12 protein-coding genes and 1 riboswitch are annotated in these 16,657 nt (G+C 40.6%); of the genes, 6 read left to right on the forward strand and 6 right to left on the reverse strand.

Translation table 11 applies throughout. The features are described 5' to 3' along the window. Positions 1 to 66 precede the first annotated feature (66 nt). Positions 67 to 142: riboswitch (cyclic di-GMP riboswitch) on the reverse strand. A 128-nt stretch (positions 143 to 270) separates the two neighbouring features. Genes HED67_RS07570 through HED67_RS07585 form a run of 4 tightly spaced genes read right to left on the reverse strand, consistent with a single transcriptional unit; the run spans position 271 to position 4,844 of the window. After that, complete coding sequence (locus HED67_RS07570) at positions 271 to 603, reverse strand: helix-turn-helix domain-containing protein (RefSeq protein ID WP_246612149.1); 333 nt, start codon at positions 601 to 603, stop codon at positions 271 to 273. A gap of 19 nt (positions 604 to 622) precedes the next feature. Further along, positions 623 to 1,801 carry a hypothetical protein gene (locus HED67_RS07575; RefSeq protein WP_221717938.1) on the reverse strand — a complete coding sequence of 393 codons (1,179 nt, stop codon included), beginning with the start codon at positions 1,799 to 1,801 and terminating at the stop codon, positions 623 to 625. Between the two features lie 20 nt (positions 1,802 to 1,821). Then, complete coding sequence (locus tag HED67_RS07580) at positions 1,822 to 4,629, reverse strand: DUF4268 domain-containing protein (protein WP_221717939.1); 2,808 nt, start codon at positions 4,627 to 4,629, stop codon at positions 1,822 to 1,824. After that, positions 4,629 to 4,844, reverse strand: a complete 216-nt coding sequence (locus HED67_RS07585) for a helix-turn-helix domain-containing protein (protein ID WP_117538844.1) — start codon at positions 4,842 to 4,844, stop codon at positions 4,629 to 4,631. The genes HED67_RS07580 and HED67_RS07585 overlap by 1 nt, the downstream gene beginning before the upstream one ends. A gap of 199 nt (positions 4,845 to 5,043) precedes the next feature. On the opposite strand from HED67_RS07585, the gene HED67_RS07590 reads away from it, so the two are divergent. The 6 genes from HED67_RS07590 to HED67_RS07615 all read left to right on the forward strand — a co-directional run bounded on the left by HED67_RS07590 (position 5,044) and on the right by HED67_RS07615 (position 10,735). After that, the gene (locus tag HED67_RS07590) at positions 5,044 to 5,271 is read left to right on the forward strand and encodes a hypothetical protein (protein WP_331467092.1); all 228 of its coding nucleotides are present in this window, start codon (positions 5,044 to 5,046) and stop codon (positions 5,269 to 5,271) included. Next, entirely contained in the window at positions 5,186 to 5,674 is a 489-nt protein-coding gene (locus HED67_RS07595; protein ID WP_331467093.1) for a hypothetical protein, read from the forward strand. The genes HED67_RS07590 and HED67_RS07595 overlap by 86 nt, the downstream gene beginning before the upstream one ends. Before the next feature lie 20 nt (positions 5,675 to 5,694). After that, positions 5,695 to 6,372 carry a response regulator transcription factor gene (locus HED67_RS07600; protein WP_221717940.1) on the forward strand — a complete coding sequence of 226 codons (678 nt, stop codon included), beginning with the start codon at positions 5,695 to 5,697 and terminating at the stop codon, positions 6,370 to 6,372. Next, positions 6,365 to 7,264: a sensor histidine kinase gene (locus HED67_RS07605; RefSeq protein ID WP_221717941.1), complete on the forward strand. Its 900-nt coding sequence runs from the start codon at positions 6,365 to 6,367 to the stop codon at positions 7,262 to 7,264. Before HED67_RS07600 ends, HED67_RS07605 begins: the two co-directional genes overlap by 8 nt. Positions 7,265 to 7,399: 135 nt before the next feature. After that, positions 7,400 to 8,071, forward strand: coding sequence for an ABC transporter ATP-binding protein (locus tag HED67_RS07610; RefSeq protein WP_221717942.1), 672 nt, complete (start codon positions 7,400 to 7,402; stop codon positions 8,069 to 8,071). Between the two features lie 15 nt (positions 8,072 to 8,086). Beyond that, positions 8,087 to 10,735 carry an ABC transporter permease gene (locus tag HED67_RS07615; protein WP_221717943.1) on the forward strand — a complete coding sequence of 883 codons (2,649 nt, stop codon included), beginning with the start codon at positions 8,087 to 8,089 and terminating at the stop codon, positions 10,733 to 10,735. Positions 10,736 to 11,099: 364 nt separating this feature from the next. On the opposite strand, the gene HED67_RS07620 is transcribed toward HED67_RS07615, so the two are convergent. Beyond that, complete coding sequence (locus HED67_RS07620; protein WP_221717944.1) at positions 11,100 to 13,139, reverse strand: hypothetical protein; 2,040 nt, start codon at positions 13,137 to 13,139, stop codon at positions 11,100 to 11,102. Continuing rightward, positions 13,136 to 16,642 carry a hypothetical protein gene (locus tag HED67_RS07625; protein ID WP_221717945.1) on the reverse strand — a complete coding sequence of 1,169 codons (3,507 nt, stop codon included), beginning with the start codon at positions 16,640 to 16,642 and terminating at the stop codon, positions 13,136 to 13,138. The genes HED67_RS07620 and HED67_RS07625 overlap by 4 nt, the downstream gene beginning before the upstream one ends. Positions 16,643 to 16,657 lie beyond the last annotated feature (15 nt).

The following is a 16,657-nucleotide window of genomic DNA, read 5'->3' on the forward strand; positions in this document are numbered from 1 at the left end:
TATTATAGTTACGCCTATGAAATAACACCACAAAGAAGCACTGTCAGACAGACAGTGCACCTCATTTTATGCAACTGGCTGCCATTTTACAGGCCCTGTAGCTTTGCGTCCCAGATTTTCATCTGGTTTGCCGATTTCCTTATTATAGCTTTAATCTTATGCCAAAAACTAATTTTATTATACTTTAACATTCTACTATGCACAAGAAAAAAACCGTTTTAACGTTCAAAAACAAAAAAGAACAGCCGATATATACATCGAACCGTTCTCCTACTTCCGAAGTCCACGCAGCATTGACATCACTGTTTCCTGCTCATTTGTACTCAGATTGTTCCATATCCCTAGAACTTCTTTCTGTTTTTCTGTCAGATTTTCTGAATTACCTTCCTGAAAAAACTGCGATAATGTCACGTCCAAAGCTGCACATATTTTTTCAAGTGTGATCAGCGACGGCAGGTTTTCCTGCGCCATGATCCTTCCCAGGGACGACTGGGAAATTCCCGACAGCTGCGATAATCTGTATTTACTGATATCACGCTTTTCACATAAAGATGTTATTTTATCCGCAATATACTTCTCTACCTGCAAGTAACTATACCTCAATTTCCGCTATTCCATGTTCTTATTGTACCTGTAATAATGAAAAAATATTAGTAATCAACTTTGTAAGTCTCCTCTCATGAAAAAGCAGCTCCCATGGCATCAATCTCCACCCTCTTATTCTCAAACTCCACTTTGCACCTCTTCCAAACAAGTCCTCTGCATCAAAGTCATCCAAAAGACTCTCTATACCGCCTACAATTTCGTACTTGTGAGAAACCTTACAACCAGACCCTATATTTTGGATGTGTTCAAGGGTTTCTGTTTCTCTGTCAATAATTAGATGCTCTGTGTAATCCCATGTAACAAATTCCCAAGTTGCTCCTTCCGGCACTTCCTTAGGTTTTATTTTTGTGACTCTGTGATAGTCCAATGCGATTCTGTTTATCACATCCGATTTACAATTTCCATCAAAGACATACAAATCCTCCATACCAACAGTATCACGTACAAGGTCAGATAAGTCGATGCCCTCATAGTCAAAATCAGCACAAAGCGAACCACGGAATTTATACACTGTTCCCTCGGTATTTGTTAGTTCCATCTCCCAATTGCCAATATCTGTAGCAAAAATTTCATCGTATTCATTGCCAAAATAAGCTGCAACTGCACAGAGTAATCTGTTAGTAGCAACTTTTTCAATTTTAAAAATCTTACTTCGTGCTTTTTCGTATCCTTCTCCACTGTGACCAAAGTTATATCCGGAAAACCAAACGCGACCTTCATCATTGATGGTAAGGTGTTGTTCCACTTCGTCATCAGAATCCGGCATGGGACCGTAACAGATATTATTTGATACAATACGAATCTTTTTAAGTGTGCCTTGGAAAATAAATGGATTCTCCCCGGAAAGTAATGCCAATCGGCTCAATGACAGAATAAACCACGCTCGGTTTTGTGGTTCCAATATTTCTGCTGCGTCATACGCCCAATGGTTGAAATATCTCCATTGAGAATAAATTGCAGACCCAAGCAGGGGGATGTCTGTGACATCATCAATGATTCTATTCAGAGCCTCATGGTTGTTTGCTGCCTGTCCATATCTCTCAGAAAAAGCGTGGCCACAGTCCATCTCAAAACCAAGAGCAACACAATCATCAGCCATAAAGTGGTCAACCAAATCTATGTAATTAATGTTCTGATCACGAAATTTATCGCACCATTTAACAGCAAAATCATGTATCTGTTTCATATCTGGCACTGTGGTACACCTCCAATCATTCAATTTCTCTTTTCTAAGTCAATCTTTTTTGATGTCAAGTCTACCGATATAACCTCATATCCCGCTGCAACAATTGTGTTTGCCATAGTATGCGTTTTCGATGGTTTCCAGTAAACAGGGTAAGTATATGCTGATCTGCACAGTTCGGTTCCGATAATATTTTCGACTTCTGCAAAGGTCAAGGAAATCTTGCTTTTACCACATGACTCCAAATACTTTTTTATTTCTGAAAACTTCTCACCGGATGGTTCTTCATTATCTAACTCATCAGCAGACACAAGTGCGTCCACCAATAAATCAAATTTTTCTATCATCCAATCAAATAATTCTTCTTGTTTTCCAGGATTGAAAACATCGGCCTCATGCTTATACACAATACGCTTTGCGGTGCTTTTTTCTCGGCTGGAATACCAATCAAACTTATTACCGAATACTTTCTCAATCACGCTCTTTTTGCTTTCCAATCTTTTAAAAGTCTTGCCATCAAAAGCGTAAATAACAAGAGAGACATATTTACTGCGAGTAATGGTAAACTGTAGCAGGAAATCATTGGCACCGACAGGAATATCATACCAATTCTGAACAAGTGGCTTTCTTCCTACAATATCTTCTCTATCGTGGTCATTGCAATACTTTACAAAATTAACCCAGAAAGCTTTCTGTTGCTCGTCAAGACTACTATACTCATGAGTATCCGTATCCTCTTTTGATTGTATCGGCTTTTCTTCAGGTACTGGTAATTCTTCTGGAACAGTTCTGCCATCAACTGCAAAATTCACATATACCAGCTTGTCCAATTGCTCATTATTAAAACTAAACTCCCAACGATTCTCCATAAACTCAAGAAGTTCCTTGCTGCGTGTATAAATGTTTTCAGCAGTCCAGTCATTATATTTTGCCACTTCAATTTCAGAGTGACAGCCATTTTCATACCCGCGTCTTCCGGCTTTTGTAGTTTTTTTGTCATAGAAACTGTCATTCTGCAAGCTGGAATTTACACTCTGTGACAGCGGTAGCAGGTTACCTAAAGCACCTGCCAGCATCTCCACCTCTTCATCAGTAAACTGTCGATACTGATTTTGCCAATAATACTTTGACGGGGTCTGGGGAAGAATATGCTCAATGGAAACTTTATCCTTTTCCGTTTTAGTAAACATTTCCCAACTGCCTATACGGTCAATATTATTTTTCTGCGCAAGACTCGTTTCATATTCATATAAGAAATAACGAATAGAGTTCCAATAATAAAAACCTCCGCCATTGGAGAAATGCTTTTCAATTTTTGTTACAAAGTTCGGAATTGCATATTCAATATTAGCATCTGTGGTTTCAACAATATCTGCCACCAGATCTTCCAGTGTCATTTCGTTCAAGTACAAACTTCTTGATGCACGATAATATTCGCTGCTACAGAACGAAGCATTAAAATTTCCAAGCCTGAAACAGATAAATATAAAACGCTCGATTGCCTTAAAGGACTCAATTCGTTCTTCTGGACTAAAATCACGTCTGCTGATGATTACAGTTACTAACGGCCGAAAATGTCCAATACCGATACGATTCAACTTATCTACCCATATCTGCTCCTCTTTCGTTAGATTTTCACTCTTAGCAGGAAAGAAAGTATCGTACCAGTATTTAGCCATATTCTTAAGGCTATTTACATAGTCTGCGATTTCAGTAGGTGCTAATTTTGAAACTTCTATGGTTTCCGTTTCAGTATCACCTACATCATCTTCCTCTTCGTAATCTGTGTCCATAACATATCCATCTGGCAATTCACTCATAAGAACAGTTTTCTTTTCAAATATGTTTTTAGCAGAAAACTTATTCAGCAGGAAACGAATATAGTCATCTCCCTTTCTTCTGGAATAAGCAAAATATATTGTCCAATGTGCTCTTAAAAAATCGTTATCAGAAAGAGGAACATTTTCATTTCTGCCAAGTTGAAAATATACTTCCTTCCACGCATCATTGATTTGTTTTCTCAGGTGAGACTTCTCCATCTCATCGAATTTTTCGTCTGAATACAGTGTAGTAAGATATATAAGCCTGTTTTTCAGCAACTCCAGATTCGTCAGTTTTTTGCCACGATTATTCATGGTTTCAAATGCCACAAAAACATCATAATCATCGTCTATCTCATGTATATTGAACATCAATTTCAATGTGAGTTTCAAATAAAGATTATTGATTCCTTCAATCCCCTCGTTTTCATAGAGAGCCGTTAAGTTCTCCCTAAAGAAACTCTTTGCAAATTTGAGATTTTTTGCGTAGTAGGTTTCATTGACAGTACCGGAATACGGCTCATCAAAAATCTTATACCTTAAGTAATCCGCACTCGGATTGTCCACCTCATAACCAAACAAATACGTTGTAATCTGGTTCATTGGTGGTCTGCTTTGATAGATATATTTAGCCACTACATCTTTCAGGGTGTCATATCCAAGTACGATTTCATCGTCTTTCTTTCCTTTGTTTTCATCCAGTTCTCTCACAAAACAAATTATTTCATTCAGTAGAATCACGAAAGTAGTCAAACGTTGCTGACCATCTACAATGTGACAAGCCTTAAATCCTTTATCTACCATCCAGAGGTCAGAACCCCAATCCTTTGTCTCTTTTCGTCCAAGTGATTTTAAAGACAAAAGTCCTGTATAATGATATCTATCCTGTTGTAAGTTAATCAGGTCATCCCAAAAATCCGCAAGTTGGGACTGCTGCCAAGCATAGCCTCTCTGATAGTCTGGAATTCTAAAAAGTCTGTTTTGAAAAAGTAAAGAAAGCGGTTGTAATTCATTTGCCATTATTCCGCACCTCTTTTCACATATGTCAGTTCAATATCATATCCCAAAGCCTCAAGCATCTGCACAAAAGTCCTATTCACAACACCATCCTGCTTTTTGATAATGCGGTTGACATACTGACCTGTCGTTCCGATGGTCTCCGCAAGCTGTGCCTGGGTGGTTCCGTTCTCTATACATTTGACTTTTACATCTACTTCTATATTGTTTCTAATCATACATTTGCCACTCCGATTCGCAAGGATCATTAGTTTTAATACAAATAAGATAATTTATTGTACTGCAGAACCCAACAAATTACAACATTCGCAGATGAATCAATAATGAATTTTTTGTAATAAAAGTACGGTACTTTTTTGTAGTACCTTACATTTTTACGGCAAATAGAGTATGATATTGGAGAAAGGAGATGGTCATATGAGAAAGTCAGAAGCAGCGGCCAACCGCTGTAAAACAATCTCCATGGTACAGAAACTGCTGGGTGGAAAATATAAAATTGAGCTTCTCTGGTACATCGGTAAATGCGATATTCGAAGGTTTGGGCAGCTTCGCCGTCAGATTGGAGAAATTACTGAAAGTAGTCCGTGGCATCTGCAATCAGCAGCCGTTCTATGTCACAGACGAGGCCGACCAGGAAACAGTTGAAGATGTTGCCCTTGACGATAGTTGGAACTATACCGATATCCTCTGGAACGGCATACAAGCAGAAAAGGTGCAGCGGGCATTTGAGAAACTGAATTACCGGGAACAGACCTTGCTTGAAAAACGGCTGGCGATCTGCATAACCTGCGGGCGTGTCGGCTCATGGAAAGACCGCCCCACTTTTGAAGAACTGGCTGTGATGTTTGAGGGCAGCACTGCCAGCGGTGCAGAGCGAGCCTACCGCAGAGCCGTGGACAAACTGACAGAATTTCTGGTTGCCGAAGGTGCAATCCATGCCGTCCGACTGAAACAAAAATCCAAAACCAAGCGCCAAAATCAGAGCAATAGCCTATCTTCTGAACTGCGAGAACGAAAAATTGCCCAAGGAAATGATGGTGGCATTTGAATAACGAGGGAGTGAGATACATGGAACAATTATTGATTATTGAAGATGATATCGGGTTGAATCAAGGCTTATGCAAAGCGCTGAAAGCAGATGACCGTCAGATTATATCCTGCCATGATTTAAAAGCGGCAAGAGAGCAATTGCTTTGCGGCGGTGTATCCCTGATCCTGCTGGATATCAATCTGCCGGATGGCAGTGGGCTTGAGCTGCTCCGGGAGGTCAAGGAAAACCTGCCCGGAGTTCCTGTTATTCTGCTGACTGCCAATGACACCGATCTGGACATCGTAGACGGACTGGAGCGGGGCGCTGATGATTACATTACCAAGCCCTTTTCTCTTTCGGTTTTGCGGGCAAGGGTGAATACCCAACTGCGAAAGCAAGCGTCAAACCATAAAAATGTGCCGATCCATATGGATCTGTTTCACTTTGACTTTGAGGCTATGACCTTTTATGTGGGAGATTCAAAAGTGGAATTGAGTAAAACAGAACAAAAATTACTGCGTCTGCTTGTTGAAAATCGTGGTCGAACCATGACCCGTGGAGACCTTGTCGACCGGATCTGGACAGATGGCGCAGAATATGTGGATGAAAATGCTTTGTCTGTTACGATCAAGCGTCTGAGGGATAAGCTTGGCGCACAGAAATACATTAAAACCGTCTATGGAATCGGTTATAGCTGGGTGACAAAAAATGAATAAAACCGGCATTGTGATCATACTGCTATGTTTTCTGGCGGCGATAGCTGTTGTATTATGGGAGCGGAGGAAGATCAGAAAAACGATGGAAGAAATCGAAAGGATGCTGGACGCTGCCATGACCGGCTCCTTTTCTGAAACCAATTTTGATGAAAGCCAGCTATCTGCATTGGAAACAAAGTTTGCACACTATCTTTCCGCAGCAGAAGCATCTTCTCGAAATGTAGCACAGGAGAAAGACAGAATTAAGTCCTTGATTGCGGACATCTCCCACCAGACGAAAACGCCGATTGCAAACCTGCTGTTATACAGCGAGCTTTTGATGGAGGAAACTCTGCCTGCATCGGCGAAGGCAAATGTGGAGGCGCTGTACAAACAATCGGAAAAGCTGCGATTTCTGATCGATTCTCTCGTAAAGCTTTCCAGACTGGAAAACGGGATCATTTCACTCTCCCCTCAGCAAGCAGCGCTGCAGCCGCTGCTTGAAAGTGTGGTAGAACAATATACTGCCAAGGCTTCTGAAAAAGGATTGTCTTTGAAAATGCAGGATACAGATGCTTTTGCTGTATTCGACTTCAAATGGACAGCGGAAGCGCTGGCTAATATCGTAGACAACGCCATCAAATATACAGAGCATGGCACCATTACTATTTCTGCCGTAAGCTATGAAATGTTTGCAAGGATCGATATATCGGATACCGGTTCAGGCATCCCAGAAAGTGAGCAAACGAAGATATTTGCTCGCTTTTACCGCTCAAATAGTGTGCAGAAACAAGAAGGGGTCGGCATTGGCTTATACCTTGCCCGACAGATCATATCCGGCGAGGGCGGTTATATCAAGGTTTCTTCCGTTCCGGGAAAAGGAAGTACGTTTTCCATATTTCTGCCGAAATAACAACAATTCTATCAAAACTGTTAGATTTCATTTTCCGCCGGAAAGAATGTGGAAAGATTCCTATGCGATAATCTGTATGTATCAAAGGATCATTTCCTTTCATACATACAGATTTTTTCATGGAGGTACTCATTTATGGAAGTTTTACAGGCAAAAAACCTGAGAAAAATTTATGGCTCCGGCAATAATGCGGTTCATGCGCTGGACGGAGTGGATTTAAGTGTGCAGAAAGGTGAATTTGTGGCGATTGTCGGCACATCCGGCTCCGGCAAGTCTACCCTGCTGCATATGCTGGGCGGGCTGGACCGTCCTACAAGCGGCACAGTCATGGTGGACAGACAGGATATTTTCTCCTTGAAGGATGAAGCCCTGACCATCTTCCGCCGCAGAAAAATTGGTTTTGTGTTCCAAGCATATAATCTTGTTCCGGTGCTGAATGTGTATGAAAATATCGTTCTACCCATTGAGCTGGACGGCGGCAAGGTCAACAAGGATTTCGTACAGCAGATTGTACAGACCCTTGGGCTGGATGAGCGTCTGGATGCGCTGCCCAATCAACTCTCCGGTGGTCAGCAGCAGCGGGTAGCCATTGCCCGTGCGCTGGCAGCAGCACCCGCTATCATACTGGCAGATGAACCGACAGGTAATCTGGATTCCAAAACCAGTCAGGATGTATTGAGCCTTTTGAAAGTCACCAGTCAAAAGTTCGCCCAGACCCTCGTAATGATCACCCACAACGAAGAAATTGCACAGATGGCAGACCGCATTATCCGTATCGAAGATGGTCGGATCGTCTCCCAGAACTAACGGGAGGTGGTTACGATGAATGTCAAAAACAGAAAATGTATTCGAAAGCTCAGCTTAAAATCTCTTTATGCAAATCGCCGCCGCAATCTGATTGCAATTTTTGCCATTGCGCTGACCACGCTGTTATTTACTTCCATGTTCACCATTGTCTTGTCGTTGAACGCCAGTTATGAAACCTACCAATTTCGGCAGGTAGGCGGCTATGCACACGGCACCTTTAAGGATGTTTCCCCCCAGCAGGCGGAACGTATCGCTGCGCACCCAAAGGTGAAGGCTGTGGGGGCACGGAAGGCAATCGGTATCACTGCGGATGGTGTCTTTTCCAAAACGCCTGCAGAAATCAGCTACATGGATGCCAACTGCACCAGATGGAGCTATGCAACCCCCACTACCGGGCGGATGCCCGAAAGCGGCAAAGAGGTGGCTATGGATACGACAGCGTTGCAGCTGCTTGGTGTGACACCGGAACTGGGCGCCGAGGTCACGGTTTCATATTCCATCACGGACAAAGATCAAACCGGTTTTACTGTAACAGATACCTTTACACTGGTAGGCTATTGGGACTATGATGAACTAATGCCTGTTCACTACATCAACATCAGCCGTGATTACGCAGATGACATCGAAGCGCAGGCAGTGAAAACAGGGTTACAGCCTTTCCGCACTGATTTGAATGTCATGCTGGCTTCCGGCACAAACATTCAAGGGCAGATGGAGCAGGTGGATACCGATCTTGGCTACACCTGGGACAGCTATACTGATCCCAACAGTGTCCGAATCGGCGTCAATTGGGGATATACCTCATCCCAGCTGGAGTCGCAGCTCGATCCGGAGCTGATAATTGCCATAGCAGCTTTTTTGCTGCTGGTGATTTTCACTGGGTATCTTATCATCTATAACATTTTTCAGATCTCTGTTGCAGGGGATATCCGGTTTTACGGACTTCTGAAAACCATTGGCACAACGCCCCGACAGCTCAAACGCATCATCCGCCAGCAGGCACTTCTGCTTTGTCTTATCGGCATTCCGTCGGGGCTGCTGCTGGGCTACGGCATCGGTGTTGTTCTGGTGCCTGTTGTCATGCGCTCCACCCAGTTGGATGCAGGCATCACCACCATCAGCACTTCGCCTGTGATCTTCCTTGGTTCCATGCTGTTTGCCCTGTTGACGGTGCTCTTGTCCTGTTCCAAGCCCGGGAAAATGGCAGCCAGGGTCTCTCCGGTGGAGGCTATCAAATATACGGACGCAATGCAGACCAAGAAAAAACAGCGCAGCACCCGGGGAGCCAAGCTCCATCAGATGGCCTTTGCCAATCTGGGACGAAACAAGAAAAAGACGGTGCTGGTGGTGTTGTCTCTGGCACTGTCGGTGACACTGTTCAATGCGCTGTGTGCCTTTGTAGGCGGATTCAGCATGGAGAAGTATGTATCCACCATGACCTGCGCCGATTTTATCGTCAGCACTCCCGACTATTTTCGTTATAACTCGAGTGCAGATGAATTTATCACCCAGGAGCAAATAGAGGATATCTCCGCAAACACAAAGGCCAGTCTTTCCGGCACGGGATATGCTGTGCGAAAAACCGCATACCTGTGGATGACGGAGGATGCTCTGCGGCAGGACTATGCAAGGTACGAAAGCGCCGAGCAGTTGGACAGCCATATGAGCCGCATGGAGCACCGGGGCAATATGGTGATGGGAGATACCAGAATCGAGGCTCTGGATAACAGCCTGTTTGACAAGCTGCAAGTGTTCGACGGAGATATTTCTCCCCTGCTGGAGCCAAACAATAACGCCATTGCCATTGCGGTTTCCTTAGATGACTACGGTAATCTGCCCAATCCTGAATACTACCCCAAGGTGGGAGACACGATCACCGCTACCTATGCGAACGATGTGAAATATATCGACAGCCGCACCGGGGAACTCTGCACCGAAGATACACCGGAGGAGTACCTTCAGGAAAAACTGTATGGAGCCAGAGATGTAGAGTACACGATTTGCGCCTTGGTAGAGCTTCCGAATTCCATGAGTTATCGTTATGGTGGTACTGGCTATGATGCAGTTTTGTCTGTGGACACCGCACAGAGGGACAGCGGTGGTGCAGCCATTCCGATGCTCTACCTATTCGACACAGCGAACGAAGCTGACGAGGCCGAAGCAGAGCAATATCTATCGAAGCTCACTGCCGGTGAGTTTTCGCCCTTGATGTATGAAAGCAAGGCCACGGCTCGCTCTGAGTTTGCTCAGTTCCGGCAGATGTTCCTTCTGATAGGTGGTGTCCTCTGTGCTATCATCGGGCTGGTGGGACTCTTGAATTTCTTCAACGCCATGATGACCGGTATTCTTTCCCGCCGCCGTGAATTTGCTGTGCTTCAGGCTGTAGGAATGACGAACCGGCAGCTCAAAACCATGCTGATCTATGAGGGGTTGTATTACGCAATATCTTCCGTGGCGGCGGCATTTATGCTGTCGCTGGTGATGGGACCTCTTGCAGGGAAAATGCTGGGCAGTATGTTCTGGTTCTTCGAGTATCGGTTCACCATTCTGCCTGTCCTGCTGACAATTCCGGTATTTCTTCTGCTGGGATGGCTGATCCCCTGCATGATGTATGACAACGCAGCAAAATGCAGCGTTGTAGAGCAATTAAGGGATGCTCAATAAGCCTCAGACACTTCAAATCAAACTCAATAGAGAAACCATGCAGCCACACCACACATTATTAGTAGACTCTGTATTTGATATTGGCTGGTTTGTATTTTCAAAGTTTATCACCGAGGATGCATTATTCATTGATTTTAAGGACTCTGAATATTTTGAAGATTTCGAACCTACCGAAGACAATGATTACGCCATAAAAAAATTAACCCGCTGCTTACACTGTGGCGATTATATCCCTAGGTCCCATAATAGGAAATATTGTAGCAAGGACGAATGTCAAGCTGCACGAAAACGAAAAAAATCCAGAGACTGTACACAACGCAAAAAAGAAGAAGGCCGCTAGCACTACGCTAGTGACCTTCCTTGTTTAAACGCTCTTTTCTTTTTTCACAATATATTCCCTTAAATACTTAAACGGAAACGGAACAACAGTTAACATTCCATACCTTACAAACTCTACGCCCATAAGTGGCAATAATTTTTTAAAAATCAATTTACTTCCATCAACCGCCTGTATCTCACGCACTACGCTGGCTCTCTCAATTGTGTATTTCATTCCATTACCAATTTCACCAACTGAATATTTTGCATGCGTATCATCATAATCAAAATAATTAATGTCTATATTTCCGGAAAGATACTCGCGTCTCTCTTCTTCTCCGCGCAAGTAGGCATATAGCATAATACCGGTATTCTCAAAAACATAGCGCACAACTTCTTTCTTTGTAGTAATTCCTTTGAATAATCCCATTACATCGACTTTCGTGTATTCTGCATTCACATCGATATGCGGGATAACTATATCCATTTCTGCCTGTACTTTTATTTTATCTGTTGTATTCATTACTGCACGAAGCCAAGTTACCACGTCTTTTCCTGGGAACCTTCCTTCACAAGCTACATTCTTAAGAACGTCACCCATTGTAGCATAATCAGGCATAGAATACATATTGGTATCCTTTATAAGATTAATATTACCCTCTGCATCTTTTACTAAACCTATAACACCTCTATAATCATTTTTATTCTCTTCATTCAAACCGAAATAATCCATGTATTTATCATACTCTGTCATGGTAAAAAGATTTCGTTTCAATGCTTCGATTTTAAATGAACCGTTCGGATGAATGGTCATGAAGTAATATGTACCGTCTGCAACTACACCAAATAACCAGTCTGCTTTATATCCGTATTGACTCCAATCCACCAATGTAATTTTACCAGTTGCAATGTCCTTCTTAATTACAAGCTCTTTCAGAATATTATAAACTTCCGCTGATGATTGGTGTTTAAAATTCTCTACTGTAATATGCTGAACAACATAATCCTCCATGTTTTCTTGATGCGGGTCCACTTCCGAATCTGAATAGAAGGATTTATCATGTATATATCGTACGTTAAGCTTCTTCTTTGATAATCTTTTACCAACGCTGCATTTTGCCTCTGGAATAATTTTATTAATACCATCCGCTACATCCTGCAAATAATCTTCAGAAGTTTCAGAATGTACAGCATCCACTATATTAATTCCAGAATTCAAAACTTCCTTTTTAACAATATCCTTATATAACTCCAATGACGCACGCTTATATTCCAAAACTTCGTCAATACTATATTGTTTAAATTTAACACGAATATACTTGCTAAATTCATCATGTAAGGCATTCAAAATATCATATAAAACACCCAGCTTGGTACATGAAAACGTTTCATAATCCGTAAAGTCAAAGAATGTAATGCTACCCCGTTCACCATCTACGGGTTTAATAATAAAGTTTTCTCTACGGTCTTTATTTTCATTAGATACTCTTTTTAAGGTATTATTGTTATAACTGAACTCATATTGCGGATAATCCTGTAGCTTTCTTTTCTCAAATTTCATTTTCTTTTTAAGTGCCAGTGCTGTCATCCTATGTGCTACCAAATTCACACACATATCATCTCCGACTTTCACCTCAAGGCACTGCATACCCCAAATAAAATTCTCCTTATCCTTATTCAGCCATGCAGGTCGAAAACATAATAATTTCCCTGACAGATTATTAAAAGATATCATTTCATCAACCGGACTCGTTAACGCATTCAAAAACAATTGTGTCAACAAATGTTCCGGTATACTGCTACTTGTCATAGATTTTATAGACAAGCTATCTCCATCTTCTTTTGCATTCAACAAACGTACAAACTCAGCTCTGGAAATCGCATTTTTAGGAAACATAACCCAAAAACTCTTTCCACTTTCAAATTGCAAAGCTGATACCTTTATATCATCAATATCCAGAAAAGTAGCTCCACCTTTTATGTATTTGTCCGATGTTGTAACATAATAAAAATCATAATCTTTGTCAATGTTAGAATATTCAAACGAAGCCAGGAGTTCATTCGAATAAAGTTTCTTTACGCTCATTGCAAATATCCCTCCCGATTTATTTTTGCTATAATTTCAGTTCCTATTTCTTTTCTATCTAACCGGTATAAGTATGGTATCTCAATAATTCTTCCATTATCACTAGACGTAATTTGCATATTGTGATCAAGCATAATATTAATTATTACTGCTCTCTTTCCTCCACACTTATCTAACTTTTCCAGGACGTTTTTCTTTTCTTCTTCCGCAGATATTAACATGGTTTCTTTCCATAACTTGAAATCTATATACACGCCATTTCCTAGTGTATAATCAAATAATTCAAAATACTCCTGCGGCATTTCCTGTAATGTTACTCCTGCATATTGTTCTAAAATAAATTTACCAACAACTTCGCCTAAGGCACCTTTATAAATATTATTAAACATAGGTGGCGTCAATATAAACTCATTAGGAACAAAGCTCGTTGCATATCCATGCTTTTCAAACAATGCTTTCACTCCTGGGATTTGCATAATCTCTTTCAAATGCACCTCATCCTCTGACATCTTTTGTGGAAGACTACCGTCAAACTTGATATTTATATTTTTATTATAGTCTCCTTCTTGCTCATAAGAATATGCTGTAATTTCTCCCGGCGCACACATATATACAAGTTGATATTGCGAATTCTGTTCTACGTTTTTTCTGCATAGTGTAGGCCTCATAAGACATAGCTCACGCAATGCTTTCCAATAGTCTATGCTATCATCCGTCCAATTGCGCTTAAGCTCATTTATAATCTGCATTGCCTTCAGTGCTAATGTTCCGGCACGATTTTCCATTACGGCAATATCCAGATTTTCATTTGCCTGACCATTATAATATGATTTACCCACTTTAACTAATTCTGCAAATTCAGGATTCAACATTCGTTGCTCCACAACAGACAAATCGTAATCTGTTAAAATGGTATTATCCACATAAATATATATATCCGGATTCTTAAGACCGGTTCTACATATTCTTCCTACCGCCTGTATTAATGTTCGAATCGCAAAGTTATTTACGGAATCTGTTTTATATGGTTCTCCCTTTTTTCCTGAAAAAGTATATCCACCGCTGAAACATATAAAAGCATCTTTGATTACCGCAATACCATCTTTACGAGAAACTTCTCCTCTTTCCATCAAGAATTCCATCTGATATACAAAACGAATTAAATCCTCAGCTTCAATCCCCTTTTTGCTATCCACATTCACCAGAAGATTTGTCGGCTTCTCAAGATATATGCAGTCAAAGTCTTTTTCCATATCTCCTCTATCGTAATCATTAACTGCCACGATAGTATCATTCCCCGGTGCTTTATATTGCAAATTTTGTCCCGCACCAACTGTATTATAGGAAGATATGACAAAGAGTTTTTCTCCCTTTGACAATCTCTGTATAAACTCCGCACGCTTAGCCTCATAATCTTCACTATTTATACTGTATAACAGGTCTTTACCTTTTAATCCCTTGATACCATAAAGCTTAATAATAGCGTCTACAAATTCCTCTAATAATTTAATATCAAAAAGCCCCTTATTCTCCTGTGGCAATTTATTATTAAGACACAATAAGGATTTAACCGAATTATTTAAGATAAATGCCTTCATTACCTTTACAACACGAATAAAGTTATTCTTTGCATATTCAACGCGCTCAAATGATATTGATAATTTTTCCGCATACTTCTTTATAAGTGCTTCATTTCCGTTAAATATCTCTGATAATTCAACTCTATCATCCGCATTATAAGAAACTGGCTCCACATGAATATTTACTTTATCATAGTTTGCAACAAAAGTTTGAAATGATTCCTGCAATCTACACCTATCTGCTTCTGGCATCACATAAAATTTATCCTGCAACATCCTTTGAAGATATTCTAAGTCATAATTGTCAACAACCGTATCAAGTGTTGCGGTAGCTGAAATACCTACAATTTGAGCCTTTTCAGATAAGTGAAGCAAAATACGTTCTGGCGAATTCTGAAAATCAAATAACTGAATCTCCGAACGCATACTGTGATTAGGATCATCTATAAAATCATAATAGCGAAATCCTCTATCATAGACAGAACGGTCAAAATACTTTAACGACATTTTTCCATTGCTGTCTTTTTTATCTTTCTTCGACTTTACCTGGCCTCCCATTATGATAGGCTTCAAATACCTTATCTGTTCTCTTGATAAATGAAACTCTGTCAGCACTGACTCAATTGCATTTTCAAGCGTATAATCATCGTCACCCGGCCTTTTATCCTCATCCTTATGATGCTTATAATTAAACGAAAGATTTCTAGCTCCATTCTGAAAATAAGTCAAGCAACCCTTAACACTGGCAAGCAAACTTAATACGCCACCATCTTTATCTGTTGGTCTTCTTTTTGTAAAACGCAACCAGTTCTGTTTTGCCTTCATATCGGTATCTATATCAATAAAAGCATTTTCTCCCTCAAATACCGAATGAAACTGTAAGTCATTAAAAATAAAATTACGACTTCTATCGCCCTTACCATCTTCTTCTGTTTTGAAGCTATATTGCATAGCAAAACGGTCATATGTTTCATCAAACACACCACCAAATCCTTCAATAATTTCCATAGGATTTTTCGCGTTTTTGTGTTCGTCAAGATAAGCTTTTTGTAACTTCGATGCAGTAGTAAGCTCTGCCGGAAAGTCTCTAGTCTTCAAAGAGGCATACACACGATGAAACAGACCTAAATAATCAATATGATTTTCTAAGCCTCTTGTTATAATCTGATTAAGTAATCTGTCTCTTGTTGCATCAAACTCATCTATAAAAATAATTGCATTTTTTGTAATATCATTATTGTAAAAGCTGTATGTAGGTTCAATAATAGTAGTGTTTCCCAAGAAAAACTTATCCATTGACATAAAAAATATTCGCTTCTCTCTCGTATATACCGCCGGATACAATTCTCCTATCCAATGATATTCTGGATTATTAGCGATATTCTTTAACTTTTCCTTTGGTGTCCTAAACTGCTTCAGCTCATTTTCTATCACTCGACGAAAAGCACCTTCCTGCTGCTTGCGAATTGCATCCTCCGCGCTCTTGCATAAAACATTAATAATATCCCTACTGGTTCCTTTTAATTCACGCTTTTTATCTCTGTATTCGTTTAATAATTTTACCGAACCATGTAAATCCTTAAATTCTTGTTTCATAGTGATTGCTGCTGGAATTTTTCTGGCACGATATAACTTGTCCAATTTTTCCACAACCATATCCGCATTAGCTTCTATTCGCAAACAATATTTATCATAATCATCTGCTTTACCGCGCTTTGTAAAATGCTCACGTAACTCCTTATCCGGCAAATTTTTCTTAAGGGTTGTAACAAAGAAAATCTTCTTATCCTTGAATTCAGGCGCATCATAATTGTCGACCATAAAATCCAGTACACTATATGTTTTCCCAAAGCCAGTCGGCATATCCAGCAAGAACAATCCCGTATCCGTTGACTTGCAAAAATTTACAATCGCCTGTTTCATAGTATCCTCCAAGTT

Source organism: Pseudocoprococcus catus (genome assembly GCF_019734885.1).
In the GTDB taxonomy this organism is placed as follows: domain Bacteria; phylum Bacillota; class Clostridia; order Lachnospirales; family Lachnospiraceae; genus Coprococcus_A; species Coprococcus_A catus.

Bases quoted from the DNA above. Each gene is read 5' to 3' on its own strand.
- HED67_RS07580 (WP_221717939.1), bottom strand. From the start codon at position 4,629: ATGGCAAATGAATTACAACCGCTTTCTTTACTTTTTCAAAACAGACTT.
- HED67_RS07585 (WP_117538844.1), bottom strand. From the start codon at position 4,844: ATGATTAGAAACAATATAGAAGTAGATGTAAAAGTCAAATGTATAGAG.
- HED67_RS07590 (WP_331467092.1), top strand. From the start codon at position 5,044: ATGAGAAAGTCAGAAGCAGCGGCCAACCGCTGTAAAACAATCTCCATG.
- HED67_RS07600 (WP_221717940.1), top strand. From the start codon at position 5,695: ATGGAACAATTATTGATTATTGAAGATGATATCGGGTTGAATCAAGGC.
- HED67_RS07605 (WP_221717941.1), top strand. From the start codon at position 6,365: ATGAATAAAACCGGCATTGTGATCATACTGCTATGTTTTCTGGCGGCG.
- HED67_RS07610 (WP_221717942.1), top strand. From the start codon at position 7,400: ATGGAAGTTTTACAGGCAAAAAACCTGAGAAAAATTTATGGCTCCGGC.
- HED67_RS07615 (WP_221717943.1), top strand. From the start codon at position 8,087: ATGAATGTCAAAAACAGAAAATGTATTCGAAAGCTCAGCTTAAAATCT.
- HED67_RS07620 (WP_221717944.1), bottom strand. From the start codon at position 13,139: ATGAGCGTAAAGAAACTTTATTCGAATGAACTCCTGGCTTCGTTTGAA.
- HED67_RS07625 (WP_221717945.1), bottom strand. From the start codon at position 16,642: ATGAAACAGGCGATTGTAAATTTTTGCAAGTCAACGGATACGGGATTG.